Origin of the sequence: Hydrogenobaculum sp., from assembly GCF_049967395.1 — a bacterium.
Taxonomy (GTDB): Bacteria; Aquificota; Aquificia; order Aquificales; family Aquificaceae; genus Hydrogenobaculum.
Genome location: NZ_JBMFST010000002.1, coordinates 1 through 13,313 on the forward strand (window position 1 = coordinate 1; position 13,313 = coordinate 13,313).

The window sequence follows — 13,313 nt, forward strand, 5'->3', positions numbered from 1 at the left end:
GATTTTAACGTAAAAACCATATACTTTGGAGGCGGAACCCCCTCTATCTTTAAACCAAAATCCTACGATGAATTTTTCAAAAAGCTAAATCGCTTACTAGATTTATCAAAAGTAGAAGAGATAACGATGGAACTAAATCCAAAAGATTATGAAAAAGAAGATTTTAAAGCACTTAAAGATGTTGGTATAAATAGACTTAGCTTTGGTGTGCAAAGCTTTAACGAAAAACATCTTTTGTGGCTTGGAAGGGCGCACAAAAAAGAAGACGCTATAAAAAGCGTTGCCTATGCAAAAGAAGCAGGCTTTGAGAATATAAGCTTAGATATCATTTTTGGTATGCCAGAGCAAACAAAAGAAGAATTTTTGGAAGATATAGAAAACGCAATTTCTTTTGACCCTGCACATCTTTCTTTTTACATGCTCACTTACTATCCTGCTACACCGCTTTATTCAAAAAAAGATGAGAAAAAACATGAAGATGATTTAGCTTTGTTTTATGAGCTTTTAATAGAAAAATTAAAGAACTATATTCATTATGAAATATCAAACTTTGCAAAAGAAGGTTATCAATCAAAACATAATATGGCTTACTGGGAATACAAAAACTATCTTGGTTTAGGAGCCGGAGCTTACTCAAAAGTAGAAACGTTTATGTTTTCAAACCCAAAAGATATAAACTTATACAAGAAAAACGTATTAACAAAGAGACTTGATTTAAAAGCCTTAAACGAAGAAGAACACAGGAAAAACAAGATAATCATGGGTCTTAGAACATCAAAAGGTGTAGAAGAATCCATGTTCAACATACCAAAGCATCTTGAAAATTTCTTTTCCAAAGAAAATGGTAGAGTTTTTATAAAACCAGAGTTTTGGCTTATATCAAATGCAATAATATCTGAGGTTATCTAAATCTTAAAGCCTCTATCTATAAGTTGGACTAAATTTATGGCACCTAAGCTCACCCCTGGCCAGCCTTGTCCCGGGAATACAGTATCACCAACTACGTATATACCTTTTTTAGGGGTTATAGGTCTTGGATACTTAAAAAAGTATTCGCTTATAACAGGAATCCCACCAACAGCCCCCATATACCTCGATGTATAGCGCCTAAAAGTAAGCGGAGTACCAGATTCTACGTTGTAGAGCTTTACATCTTTAAAGATGGGTATATATTCGTAGAGCTTTTTCAAGATAAACTCTTCTACAACCTTCTTTCTTCTTTTATATTCTTCTTTGTCTAAATCAAACCATGAATCTATATCAGAATGAGTAGATATCGTTATGCTCCTTTTGCCTTCTGTAGAAAGGAGCGTATCTTCCTTTGCAGATATAGAAAGGAAAATAGATTTACTTTTTGTAAATGGTATCTCTTCGTCCAAAAGTATAAAGTGATGATATTCAAAACCCTCGTCAAATACATCATCCACCATAAAATACATGGTGAAAGCGCCCCATTTTTTAGTAAAAGTCTTCTGGCTTTTAAAAGAAAACTCTTTTATATATGGATCATCGAAAAGCTCAAACATATCAAAGATAGTTTTGTTTAATATTACGTTTTTAGCTTCAAACTCCCCAGCTGTAGTTTCCAAAATAAATTTATCCTCATAATGTTTTATTTTCTTGACAAGCGTCTTCCTAAAGACGTGTTTTAAGTTTTTAACAAAAACCTCGCAAGCCTTGTCCATACCGCCCAATACATAATAATTGTCAAGGTTTGGGTAAGTAAGACCAAGAGAAGCCACACCAACATTTACTTCATCAAGAAAACCTTGAGCGGTAATAAGAGTGTGATAAGACAAAAATCTCTCATAGTCTTTATCCAAATTATAAAGCGTTTGTAAAGCGTAGGTTTTTGCGTTTTTAAAAAAATTAGGAGCAATTTTAACAATCTTGTCAATATTTTTAAAAGCTTTTAAAATGAGCTTCATGGACGGTAAATGAGAGTCCTGCGGTAAAAAATCGTAAAGCGTTTGCCATATTATATCGGATGTTGTATAAATGGTATTCCAAAATTTTTTGTTATTCTTATCATAAAACGCTTTTTGAATTTCCTCAAAAGCCATATCTTTATCCTGATATCTGTTGATGATTTTATTTTTGATGTAGATTTTGAGACTTGGGTCTATTTTTACAACTGGAAAATCAAGATTTAGAATATGCTTTAATTTTGCGAGCGGTAAATTGCCGTCTAGCCCAACAAAAGTAGCTGCCCCTACGTTGAAGTAATAGCCTTTTCGTTTAAAAGTACCAGCACATCCGCAAAGATAATCAAGCTTTTCAAAAAGAACTACATTATAACCCAAATGATTTAAGATAGAAGATACAACAGAACCGCCTATACCAGCACCTACTACGGCAAAGTCAAACATTTAATATAATATGGCTCCGCCGTAAAGGCGGAGTGAAATTGATTAGTTCAAGCTTGAACAGGCTCTTGCTTTTTCATTGGAGCAGGTGGAAGCATAGGAGTAATACCGTTCTCCTTAGCCCATTCTAAAGCCATGTTGAAGGCTTCTCTTGCGGTATTTAGGTTCTTTTCTATAAGCTCCAATTTTTTCTTAAACTTTCTTTCTAGGGCTGAGTCCAAGGAAGCTGTACCACCAGAAGCCACAAACTTTTTCATAAACCTTGATTTTATACCCTCTTCTATAGCAGGTAAACCAACTATCTGAGTAGCACCAAAAAGAGCACCTATCATAGCCATATTTGTAGATAACTCTGTGCCCGCTATATCTATAGCTATTTTGGTGGCTGGGAAGTTTAAAACCTTTACGTTTATAGAATCAAGTCTCTTATAATCCTCTGGTTTCAAAAGTTCTTCGTCGGTGTTTATTATGATGATACCGCCTCTTTTTATACCAGAGTAGAAAGGCATAGTATAAGACTTACCCATTGTAATAACGTGGTTGTGAAAAACCATTATAATATCTGGATAAACCACTTCTCCTCTGTCGTATATAGGTTCTATACCTATACGAGCATAAGATTCGGCAGGAGCCATACGCTTTTCGGCACCAAAGAATGGATTTGAAACAGCATAGTATCCTTCGTAATCTGCTGCTGTAGCTATAATATGAGCTGCAGTTACGGCTCCTTGACCACCCAACGCTGGCATTCTTATGTTTAGACGCTTTCTGACAGGCTGTTGAATTGTCATATTAAGCCTTCCTCCTTTTTCCTTTTAATCACTTCCTCTGCTTGAGGAGTCATATACTCAAAGAAAGCAAACCTTTCTTTATCACCAAGCTTCATTTCTTCCAAGCCTTCGTCTGAGTTTCTTCCTATTTCAAGTATACAAGGTGTATAAAGATGAATATATGTTGGACCTACTTCCCTAGCTACGTATATAGCCTTTTTCACGGCTTGCTCAACCCTACGAGGCGATGAGACCGTCATCCTTACCACGTAATGACAACCTGAATCTATAGCAAGCTGCCACATGGGGACTTTATCCCACTGTTTACCCTTCGGAGCCATTTTAAATACGTGGCCTTTCACCGTCAAACCGCTTTCTTGACCACCGGTGTTTGCATAAACTTCGTTATCGTAACATATGGTGGTGATTTTCTCTTGCCTGAAAAAAGATTGTAGTGTGCAATCTAAACCTATATCAACGGTAGCACCATCACCAGCCAACACCACAACATCTTTTACTTTATTTGGAAATCTATACTCTAAAACTCTCTTTATACCGCTGGCTACCGCATTTTGGTTTCCAAACAAAGAGTGAACTGTATGTAAAGCTATTTGAGGAAACACCAACGATGTACACCCAGTAGAATTTACAATAATGGTATCTTCTGGGTTTGGTAAAGATGCCAATATATACCTAAAAGCATCTGATTCTGGACATCCAGCACATAAAGAGTGCTCTTCCAAAAGCTCTTTTGCATAGGGCAAATCCATTACGCCTCTTTTAGGGTTGCCCCAAGTGGCTTTTTCTTCAAGCTCCAGTATTTCTGGAGGCATAAAATCTCTAAGTTCTTCATTTACCTTATATATATTAAAGGACATAGCTTACCTCCTTACCTAAAACCTTTAAAGCATCTCTATATATAATTTCTGGTGGCATTGTCATACCGCCAGCTACCCTTGGTGTACCTATTATAGTAGCATTTGACTTTCCGTAGAAAGCCGCTCTTACTTCTCTTTCTAACCAGCCCACCACATTAAACTCTGGTACTATTATATACTTTGCATTTTTTGTAGCTTCTAAAAGCTCTTGATGAGGGAATGGTCTTATAGATTTTACTTTTACAACTTTTGCTTTTATGCCTTCGTCCAATAGCAACCTTGTAGCTTCCTTAGCTTGGGAAGCAGCAGTTCCACTAGCCACAAATACAAGCTCTGCTTCTGGATCGCCGTATTCTTCCACTAAACCCCTTAGATAATGCTTAGCGTAAGGTCTAGAACGTTCTATAGCGGCTCTTACCTCCCACTGCCAGCTTGCGTGAGTAGCGTAAGATATGTAGTTTGATTTCATAACAAACGGGTCTTTTATATATCTACCAGGTGCTATTTCAGCGTCTATTATTGGTGTAGGTGACATATAAGGATTGTAAGGAGGAAGAGCTATATCTTCTGGTGGAATCATTATAGACTCTCTTGTATGGGATATAAAGAAACCATCTATTGCGGTAATGATAGGTACGTGTACATCTGTTTTTTCCGCCACTACAAAACCAGCTAAAATCATATCAAAAAGCTCTTGGGCATTTTCAGCGTGCCATATCATAACACCAGTATCAAGCAAAAAGCTTATTTCTAGATTATCTGGCTGTATTGAAAGCGGTGAATTTACACCTCTTGCCATCAACACAAGCTGTATGGGTAATCTAGAACCTGCCCACATAGGGAAGTTTTCCATGGCTCTTAGAGTTCCTGGTCCAGATGTGGTGGTTATTACTCTAGCACCAGCCATTGAGCATCCTGCTACTTCTGACATAACGCCAAACTCTGACTCACCTCTAAAGTAAACTCCTACGTAACCTTCTACCCAAAGCTCACCTATCAAGTGGGCAGCTTCCGATTGTGGGGTTATAGGATATGAAACAGAAGCGTCAACGGAAGCTCTTCTAACGGCTTCTTTTACCGCTTCAGAACCAGTCATAAACACCTTTTCCCTAGGTGCTTCAAAAAGCAAATAATCTGGTGAGACAATCTTTTGTCCCGATTTATTAACGCCTGAGTAAACACCGTTGTTACCCATACCAAAAACCTCCTTTACTTACCTAACTCTTTCTTTACTTGCTTGGCTATCTCTATAAACTTTCTCACATCTTCTGGATGTTGATCTCTAACGGTTATCATAGCATCTTCATGACCCATTTTTGCACACATAGCTATTGTCAAACAATCTGTTTCAGCTCTTATAATCTTCAAAGCTATATTTGCAAAATGACAGTGAACACCTATAAATATACATACTTTTATATTGTTGTGCCATATTGTAAGATTTGGATGATTTGGATTTATCTCTACTTCGGGATTTATTTTTGGATATTTTGGCCTATAATCAACCATAGGTATAATTTTGGCGTTCAAGACTTCCGCCATTTCTCTTACAAGCTTTGCCATTTCCTTAGCTTCTTCATTCCAAGCGTATATGATTAGGGGTCCTACGAATATAGTCGGGTTTTCCCTTGTAAGCATCTCTTTAGCAGCCTCACGCATGGCCACTTCTTCGTCTACAATCTCGTTGTACAAAAGCCCTTTACCAGGTGGTGGTGTTAATACACCTTCTACTACTGCCGTAGGGTACGGTGAGAAATGATAAGGCCCCAGTGTAGCCATTATAACCTCCGTTTAAAGTTTGAGATAATAATTTAATATAATATTAAAATTTTTGCAATGTTTTTAATTATAAGAAAGATTCTATGCCAACGTGAATTTTATAATTTTTATAGCTTTTCAACAAACGACCCAATCTTTTTATGTTTGCTGTATTTTTTACTTTTATTAAAAGCTTAAAACGTTTTTCTCCCCTTTCGTAAAAATAACGAGGTTTTGAAACATAAAAAAAATCCTCTTCAGAAAGCTCCTTGTAAAGGTTGTATATTTCTTTCCCCATCTCTACCAATATGGCTTTTGTAAAAGGTGGATCGTTGTTTAATCTTCTTCTGTTGAGTTCATCTTCTAAAAATATAAATTGATTGTTCTTTAAAATGGATTCCAAAGCGTATTTATCTACCTGAGTAGTTTCCAACACAAACAGCTCTTTTGCTTTTAAAGCAAGGCTCCATAGCTTATGATGATAAACTTCCCTAGCGCTTAGCTCTGGAGCAAACAGTAAGTTTTCCAAAGAAAAAGCAAACACTACATCATAAGCATCTTCTTTTTCTTTGGTATCAAAAGAAAAGTTTTCTCTATTTCCAAACATAGAGATTATATATTCTTTATACTGTTCTAAACCAGCACCCAACGTTTTTAAAGGCCCGCCACATCTAGAGCAAACGCCTTCTTGATTTACCTTCTTACATCTTGTACATTTTATGGTATTTAAGCTTTTAAAATAAGTAGTATAAGACTCACAGTAAACACACGTATCAAGAGCGTTGCATCTTTCACAATAAGCATAGCTATAACCAGATTTGTTTACATAAAATAGTATATTTTTATCTATATGTTGTTTAATAATCTCCAAGGTTTCATTGTCTATTAGAAAGCTTCTATCCTTTTTCTCTACTATTTTTATGTGGGGTAGTTTAACGCTTATGTGAATATGCTTTGCCTTTTTCTCCTTATAAAGGAAATAATCGTTTATACTTAGTGTCAAAGAAACAAGGTACAAATTTGCACCGTAATGTTTTGCCACATAATAAGCAAGCCTTCTAAAATCTAAATAAGGTTCTTTTTTTGATTTATAACCCTCTGAGTACATATCGTCTATTAGCACAACGTTTTTCAGATTATAAAAAGGAAGCCCAAGTCCAAAAGGCGTGCTTACAAAAACTTTATCCTCTTTCATAGCACTTTCATAGCAAAGCCTAGCCTCTAACACAGTATTTGGGCTTTTCAAGAAAACAGCATCTTCAAAAATATCTCTAAGACCATCAAACATATGTTTAGACGGAACCACCACAAGAGATTGGAAAGGACCCATCAGCATATCCTTAATTTTTTGTTTGTAATCTCCAGTGATTATTTCTATGTTTAGTCTTTTTAAAAATTGCTCAGTGTTAGAAATTTTCATATCTATATCTTCAACTTTTACCAAGGGCTCTACGTTGTTTTCTATTTCCAAAAAACCTTTTTTTATATAAAAATCTACCACGCTTTTGGTATATTTCTTGTAAGCTTCTTCTAAGGAAAGTTTTCTTTTTTTTAAAAGCCTAAAAATACGTTTAAACGTTTTATCTGTAAAATCTTTATTTTCTGTCTTCAATTTTAAGCTTCTGTCGTTAACTTTAAACATTATATCCGGAACAACCTTTGCCAAAAGCGTATAAGCTGGGTAAAGGTAATAATCTCCAGCATCTTTTATGGCTTCCACAAAACTTTGATTAACTATTGGGATTTTATCTTTATAAACAACGGTTTTTGTTTTATCAGATTCTGTACCTTTAACATCGTAACCCCAGAGTATACCGCCTTTTACAGAACCATCTTTTGAGTTAAAAAAAATACGCGTCCCGAGAGAAGGGGCATCTTCATCGTCTGAGTAAGCTTTTTGCAAAATTTTTGATTCTGTAGCTAGTTTTAGTATCAAACGCTTTTAAGATACTCTATCACTATCTTATCAAGATTAACAGCTTTTTCTATATTTCCAGTATGAGCAAAAGCTATAGGTCCAAGAATAGTAGCTCCTGGAAATAGATTGCTCTCCACGGATTCTATCTCTATACTAAAAGCAGAAACATCAAAAGGTACTTCCTCTATTCTGTTTTTCAGATAACCTTTGCCGTGAGCCACGACGGCTACATCTTGAGCAAATATGCTTATACATACGTTTGGATTGGTAACAATGTTTTGAGCGGTTCTTGATTTTGTGCTAAGAGCTATATTTATCTTGCTTTCAGAAACAGGATATACCCAACTCACCAAAGCGCTGTAGGGTTTTAAATCGGCGGTAACGGTGCTCACCACCACAGGGAACACATAAAGATCTCTCATTAAATCTATAAGTTCTCTATTTAGCATACATCATCTCCTTAGTTAAATTTTAACACGCCTCTTAATACTATTTTACCAGCCCTCAAATCATCAAGAGCTTTATTCACATCTTCAAACGCATACTCTTGAATTATAGGTTTTATGTTGTTAAAAGCCGAAAACTCAAGCATCTCTCTTAAAAGCTTTCTTCCGCCGATAGCAGAGCCAGTTATCACTATACGTTTTGTTATTAAATCAAAAGGGTTTACATATATTGGCTCTTGGGCAGCGCCTACCACAGATAACCTACCTCTTGGTGCCAAAGCGTTTACAAGGTTTTGTATGCTTTTAGAATCATAAACCGTTGTAAGTATAGCATCCGCTCCGCCTAAAGCGTTTATCTCTTTTATTGGGTCTTGCTTCGATGAGTTTATAAAATAATCTGCCCCCAACTCTTTAGCAACTTTTTCTTTGTCAGAATGGCTCAAAGCTACCACCTTAGCGCCCATAGCCTTTGCATACTGAATAGCCAAATGTCCAAGACCACCTATGCCTTGTATTACCACTAGTTCATTTGGTTTTACGTTTAATCTCACAAGCGCTCCATAAACTGTTATACCGGCGCAAAACAACGGAGCTGCGTAAGAAAGTTCAAGTTTATCGGGGATTTTGGTGACAAAATGAGCAGGGGCTTTCATATATTCTGCATATCCGCCTTGTCTTGTAATGCCCGTAATCTCATGGTTTGGGCAAAGAGGTTCATCTCCTTCTACACAATAATCGCATATCTCACAAGAAGAGTATAGCCAAGGCATCCCAACCCTATCGCCTTCTTTAACATTCTTTACATCTTTACCAACCTTTTCCACAACACCCGCCACTTCATGCCCCGGAACCACTGGCAACTTAACCCACGATTCCCAATCCCCGTCAACTATATGAAGATCGCTATGACATATACCGCAGTATTGGACTTTTATAAGTACCTCGTTTGGTCCTACCTCTGGTATTGGTATATCTTCTATTTCAAGTGATTTTTTAAACTCTTTACATAAAGCCGCTTTCATTTTCATAAATTAAAAAATATAAAATATTTCATTTTTTGCAAGTGCATAACATCCAAAGCCCAAAATTCAACCGACTACTTAGACCTTAAAAACGATGCTCATTTCTCAAAAAAGACAAAACCTTACGTATACACCAACGTAGATGTGAAAGGTCCCTACCTTTTAGCAGGCGTAGAGTTTTAAATCCATAGCCCTTTTTTGGGCTTTTAAAAAAAATCAAGGGTTGATTCTTTTTATCTTTGCTCCTATTTTTTCAAGTTTTTGCTCTATATGGTCATAGCCTCTATCAAGATGATATATATTTCTTATAATAGATTTACCCTCTGCCATAAGACCAGCCACCACAAGCCCAGCAGATGCCCTAAGGTCCGTAGAAAACACTTCTGCACCTTTTAGATGTTTTACACCCTTTACATAGGCTGTTTTTGAATGTATTGTAATACAAGCGCCCATACGTGCCAGTTCTTGGGCATGCTGAAACCTATTCTCAAATATATTTTCCACTATAGTAGATTCCCCATCTGCCATAGAAAGTAAGCTCATAAACTGGGCTTGCATATCTGTAGGAAACCCAGGATACTCAAGGGTTTCTATGTATAAAGGGTTTATCTTATCGCTTTTAGGGTAAACCAATACACTATTAGGCGATAAAATATCCACCTTGGCACCGGCTATCTCAAGTTTTTCCAAAACACTTTCTATGTGGTTTACATCCAAATTTACTATTTTTATTTTTGAGCCAGTGGCAAGGGCTAAAACCATAAACGTACCTGCTTCAATTCTATCTGGAATTACCTCTATATCAAAGCCTTTCAAATACTTCGTACCTTTTATAGAGGCGGTTCTATTTAGTTTGTCTATTTCTATGAAAACCCCCATCTGTTTTAAAGCTTCTACTAAATTTATCACCTCTGGCTCTAAGGCAATATTTCTAACAAAAGACTCTTGTTCTACTGTACTTAGCATGCAAAAGACATTTTCGGTGCCTGTTACCGTTATCATATCAAATCTAAAATCTATAGGGTTTAAATGTTTGGCGCTTAAGTTTATGAAACCTTGTTCAATGTCAATATTTACACCCATTTTCTTGGCGGCTTTTAAATGTTGATCTATGGGCCTTGCTCCAATAGAGCACCCACCCGGCATAGATACCTTGCCACTTTTATATTTTGCTATAAGAGGACCCATCACCAAAACGGAAGCCCTCATTTTACGGACTATGTCTTCTCTTGTTTCTTTGTTTAAAATAGGTCCTTCTATGTAAAGAGTGTTGTTTTCTAATATTATCTTCTTGCCCATATCAGAAAGAAGCTCTATCATGTTTTTTATATCAAGCAAATTTGGTACATTTCTTATGATACATGGCTCTTCTGTCAAAATGGTAGATGCCATCAAGGGTAAAGCGGCGTTTTTTGCGCCAGAGACTTCTAAGGTCCCTTCCAAATATTTTGATTGTTCTATCAAAAGGTAAGCGTCATTCATAAAAGTTCTAGTTTAACGGCGGTTTCTATATGATAGGTCTGTGGAAACATATCTGCCATATATATCTCTTTTATCCTATACTTTTGTTTTAAAAGCTTTAAATCTCTAGCCAAAGAAGATGGCTCACAGGATATATACCATATGTAATCTGGTTTCCCAAGAAGCACAAGATCTAGCTCCTCCTTTGACAAACCGCTCCTTGGCGGGTCTAAAATCAGAAGATTAGCATGTTTGGATAAACTTTTTTTCAAAAAGACATAGCTGTTTTGGGCATAAAAAGACGCATTGGTGATGTTGTTTATTTTGGCGGAATATTCTGCATCGTTTATTGAGCTTTTATTGATATCGGCTATATCAACAGAATTAGAGCGTTTTGCAAGATGCAAGCCAAAAAGCCCCACACCACCATAGTCATCAAGCACCTTATCAAAGTTATTCTCTTTATCTAAAAGCGCTTGTAAAAGTTTTTGAGCCACTCTTATATTTACTTGAAAAAAGCTATTTACACTTATTCTATATTTTATTTTTAAAAGCTCAATAAAAGTAAAAGGGACTCCTATTGAGAATACAACCTTATCTTCTCTTTTATCGTCTTTTACAAGCGTTATACCAACAACGTTTTTAGGAGTAAGGTGCTCTTTAAACTTCTTTACCTTTTCTTTGTCTATGTAGTCGTAAGAGGCAAACTTTATCATATACTCTTTTTGCGTATCCGAATAAAACACGCTTATCCAAGATGGGTTAAAATGTTTGGCAAACTCTTTCAAAAATGGTATCAAATCGTTTATCGCTTTTGAACAAATAGGGCAAGATTCTATCTTTATAAAATCCTCATCAACACCAACAAAACCAAGCTCTTTATTATGAACCTTAAACTTAACACGGTTCCTATAATAATAAGGCTCGTCATAGATAATGCCGTTTAAATTCTCTATCTCTATATTGCCTATCTTTTTTAAGGTCTCTTTTAGGATGTTTGATTTTTGATTTAGCTGTTCTGGATAATCAATATGTTGAAAATGACACCCACCGCATCTTCCAAAGTAAGGACAAAGCGGCTCTACCCTATTGGGACTTGGTTCTAAAACAGCTTCTAATTTAGCCATAGAATAATCTTTTTTGTTTACAATATCCTTTATCTTAACTTTTTCCTTTGGTAAGGTAAAAGGCACAAAATATACTTTATTTTGAAATCTTCCTATTCCGTAGCCGTTGTGAACAAGTTTTTCAATTTCTACTATCATCAGGAAAGCTTCTTTAGCTTATCAAAATCTTCTTTTGACATAACATCTATATGTTTACCCAGTATTTTGTAAGCTAGCTTTGTGTTTATACCTCTTTTGCCTATAGCTAAAGAAACTTGGTCTTTGTCGACGGCAACCTCTATTTGATTGTTAGTTTCCCTTATATCAAGGATTTTAGCCGGGAAAAATAAATTTTCCAAAAACTTCTTTTTATCCTCAGAGTATCTTACAACATCTATATGCTCTCCGGCAAGCTCTTTAGATATGGGATTTATTTTTGAACCTTTTATACCTATAACCACGCCCACTGGGTCGATCTTTTTATCCTCTGTATCAACCACAACCTTAGCTTTTTCACCCGGTTCCCTTGCAACAAAAACTATTTTTACAAGCCCGCTTGCCACTTCTGGTATTTCGGTCTCCAAAAGCCTTCTTAAAAACTTAGGGTGTGTTCTGGAAAGCAGTAAAACTGGTCTATTCCTTTCTTTTTGCACGGAAAAAAGCAGCGCTTTCACCCTGTCGTTTTTCTTGAAACTTTCTTTTGGAATTTGCTCTTTCCTTGGAAGTTCAGCATCTATAGGACCCAAATCTACAATAGCGGTTTGATCTTTGGTTATTTCTCTTACTATACCGTGTACAATATTGCCCTCTTGAGATACGTATTCTAAAAACCCACGCTCTCTTTCAGCATTTTCCAATTCTTTTAGGAATTCCTCCTTAGCGGCATAAGCTGCTATGCGGTTTAAATCTTCAGTGGATATATCAAGCTTAGTTTTTTCCTTTCCAGAGACTATATAAGCCGTTATAGTATCGTCTTCTCCAAAATCTATATAAATTTTCCCCCTTATATGCTTTTCTTTTCTTATGCCGTAGGCTATAGCGTTTTTTAAAGCATTTTCCACTATTTTAGCCGGTATATCTTTTTCTTTTGCCACGTTTTCTATGAGCTTCTTTATATTCTTTACCATTTTTCCACATCCAACCTTGCTTTTGCTATTTTATCAAAAGGTATTTTCAAAGTTTTATCTAAAAGCCTCAACACCAAAGTATCGTCTTCTACGCTATCTATATAGCCAGTGTACTCTTGTTTGTTGTCTATCTTTTCCTTTAAATAGAGTCTTGCATATTTGCCCTTGAAAAATTCGTAATGCCATTTTTCTTTTAATTCCCTGGTAAGACCCGGTGAACTCACTTCGAGAAAATAACTGCTTGGTATCACATCTTCTACATCCAAAAGAGCGCTTACTCGCTTTGAAAGTTCCTCACAATCATCTATGGTAACCCCTCCTTCTTTGTCTATTATTATCCTAAGCACCCACCCGTTTTCTGGTTTAAATTCAACATCAAACAGTCTAAATCCAAGGTTATCGGATATAGGTTTAACCAAATCTTTAACGGTGTTAGCTATTTTTTTTGCATCCAACATAGT

At 36.1% G+C, this 13,313-nt stretch carries 13 protein-coding genes; 1 reads left to right on the forward strand and 12 read right to left on the reverse strand.

The features are described from left to right. A partial coding sequence (gene hemW / locus ACP5S8_RS00405) for a radical SAM family heme chaperone HemW (RefSeq protein ID WP_461875265.1) occupies positions 1–909 on the forward strand: 909 nt, incomplete at its 5' end. On the opposite strand, the gene ACP5S8_RS00410 is transcribed toward hemW, so the two are convergent. From ACP5S8_RS00410 to ACP5S8_RS00465, 12 genes are all read right to left on the reverse strand, one after another. Beyond that, on the reverse strand, positions 906–2,369 hold the full coding sequence (locus tag ACP5S8_RS00410; protein ID WP_461869864.1) for a phytoene desaturase family protein: 1,464 nt from the start codon (positions 2,367–2,369) through the stop codon (positions 906–908). The two genes, hemW and ACP5S8_RS00410, sit on opposite strands and share 4 nt — an antisense overlap. Before the next feature lie 47 nt (positions 2,370–2,416). Further along, complete coding sequence (locus tag ACP5S8_RS00415) at positions 2,417–3,157, reverse strand: 2-oxoacid:acceptor oxidoreductase family protein (RefSeq protein ID WP_461875266.1); 741 nt, start codon at positions 3,155–3,157, stop codon at positions 2,417–2,419. After that, entirely contained in the window at positions 3,154–4,014 is an 861-nt protein-coding gene (locus ACP5S8_RS00420; RefSeq protein ID WP_461875268.1) for a thiamine pyrophosphate-dependent enzyme, read from the reverse strand. The genes ACP5S8_RS00415 and ACP5S8_RS00420 overlap by 4 nt, the downstream gene beginning before the upstream one ends. Beyond that, positions 4,004–5,209: a transketolase C-terminal domain-containing protein gene (locus ACP5S8_RS00425; protein ID WP_461869861.1), complete on the reverse strand. Its 1,206-nt coding sequence runs from the start codon at positions 5,207–5,209 to the stop codon at positions 4,004–4,006. Before ACP5S8_RS00425 ends, ACP5S8_RS00420 begins: the two co-directional genes overlap by 11 nt. Positions 5,210–5,223: 14 nt before the next feature. Next, positions 5,224–5,793 carry a carbon monoxide dehydrogenase beta subunit family protein gene (locus ACP5S8_RS00430; protein ID WP_461869860.1) on the reverse strand — a complete coding sequence of 190 codons (570 nt, stop codon included), beginning with the start codon at positions 5,791–5,793 and terminating at the stop codon, positions 5,224–5,226. Positions 5,794–5,860: 67 nt separating this feature from the next. After that, positions 5,861–7,708 carry a primosomal protein N' gene (locus ACP5S8_RS00435; protein ID WP_461875269.1) on the reverse strand — a complete coding sequence of 616 codons (1,848 nt, stop codon included), beginning with the start codon at positions 7,706–7,708 and terminating at the stop codon, positions 5,861–5,863. Then, the gene (locus tag ACP5S8_RS00440; protein ID WP_461872378.1) at positions 7,705–8,139 is read right to left on the reverse strand and encodes a PNPOx family protein; all 435 of its coding nucleotides are present in this window, start codon (positions 8,137–8,139) and stop codon (positions 7,705–7,707) included. The genes ACP5S8_RS00435 and ACP5S8_RS00440 overlap by 4 nt, the downstream gene beginning before the upstream one ends. Before the next feature lie 11 nt (positions 8,140–8,150). Further along, positions 8,151–9,164, reverse strand: a complete 1,014-nt coding sequence (locus tag ACP5S8_RS00445) for an alcohol dehydrogenase catalytic domain-containing protein (RefSeq protein WP_461875271.1) — start codon at positions 9,162–9,164, stop codon at positions 8,151–8,153. Between the two features lie 210 nt (positions 9,165–9,374). After that, on the reverse strand, positions 9,375–10,640 hold the full coding sequence (gene murA, locus ACP5S8_RS00450) for a UDP-N-acetylglucosamine 1-carboxyvinyltransferase (RefSeq protein WP_461875272.1): 1,266 nt from the start codon (positions 10,638–10,640) through the stop codon (positions 9,375–9,377). Beyond that, positions 10,637–11,884, reverse strand: a complete 1,248-nt coding sequence (locus tag ACP5S8_RS00455) for a class I SAM-dependent RNA methyltransferase (protein ID WP_461875273.1) — start codon at positions 11,882–11,884, stop codon at positions 10,637–10,639. The genes murA and ACP5S8_RS00455 overlap by 4 nt, the downstream gene beginning before the upstream one ends. Continuing rightward, positions 11,884–12,852 carry a transcription termination factor NusA gene (nusA, locus tag ACP5S8_RS00460; RefSeq protein ID WP_461875275.1) on the reverse strand — a complete coding sequence of 323 codons (969 nt, stop codon included), beginning with the start codon at positions 12,850–12,852 and terminating at the stop codon, positions 11,884–11,886. The genes ACP5S8_RS00455 and nusA overlap by 1 nt, the downstream gene beginning before the upstream one ends. Next, entirely contained in the window at positions 12,846–13,310 is a 465-nt protein-coding gene (locus tag ACP5S8_RS00465; protein WP_461869853.1) for a ribosome maturation factor RimP, read from the reverse strand. Before ACP5S8_RS00465 ends, nusA begins: the two co-directional genes overlap by 7 nt. Positions 13,311–13,313: the final 3 nt, after the last annotated feature.

What these genes read in the sequence shown, in the direction of transcription:
- ACP5S8_RS00455 (WP_461875273.1), bottom strand. Translation starts at nt 11,884, where the DNA reads ATGATAGTAGAAATTGAAAAACTTGTTCACAACGGCTACGGAATAGGA.
- ACP5S8_RS00410 (WP_461869864.1), bottom strand. Translation starts at nt 2,369, where the DNA reads ATGTTTGACTTTGCCGTAGTAGGTGCTGGTATAGGCGGTTCTGTTGTA.
- ACP5S8_RS00415 (WP_461875266.1), bottom strand. Translation starts at nt 3,157, where the DNA reads ATGACAATTCAACAGCCTGTCAGAAAGCGTCTAAACATAAGAATGCCA.
- murA (WP_461875272.1), bottom strand. Translation starts at nt 10,640, where the DNA reads ATGAATGACGCTTACCTTTTGATAGAACAATCAAAATATTTGGAAGGG.
- ACP5S8_RS00425 (WP_461869861.1), bottom strand. Translation starts at nt 5,209, where the DNA reads ATGGGTAACAACGGTGTTTACTCAGGCGTTAATAAATCGGGACAAAAG.
- ACP5S8_RS00440 (WP_461872378.1), bottom strand. Translation starts at nt 8,139, where the DNA reads ATGCTAAATAGAGAACTTATAGATTTAATGAGAGATCTTTATGTGTTC.
- ACP5S8_RS00430 (WP_461869860.1), bottom strand. Translation starts at nt 5,793, where the DNA reads ATGGCTACACTGGGGCCTTATCATTTCTCACCGTACCCTACGGCAGTA.
- ACP5S8_RS00445 (WP_461875271.1), bottom strand. Translation starts at nt 9,164, where the DNA reads ATGAAAATGAAAGCGGCTTTATGTAAAGAGTTTAAAAAATCACTTGAA.
- nusA (WP_461875275.1), bottom strand. Translation starts at nt 12,852, where the DNA reads ATGGTAAAGAATATAAAGAAGCTCATAGAAAACGTGGCAAAAGAAAAA.
- ACP5S8_RS00465 (WP_461869853.1), bottom strand. Translation starts at nt 13,310, where the DNA reads ATGTTGGATGCAAAAAAAATAGCTAACACCGTTAAAGATTTGGTTAAA.
- ACP5S8_RS00420 (WP_461875268.1), bottom strand. Translation starts at nt 4,014, where the DNA reads ATGTCCTTTAATATATATAAGGTAAATGAAGAACTTAGAGATTTTATG.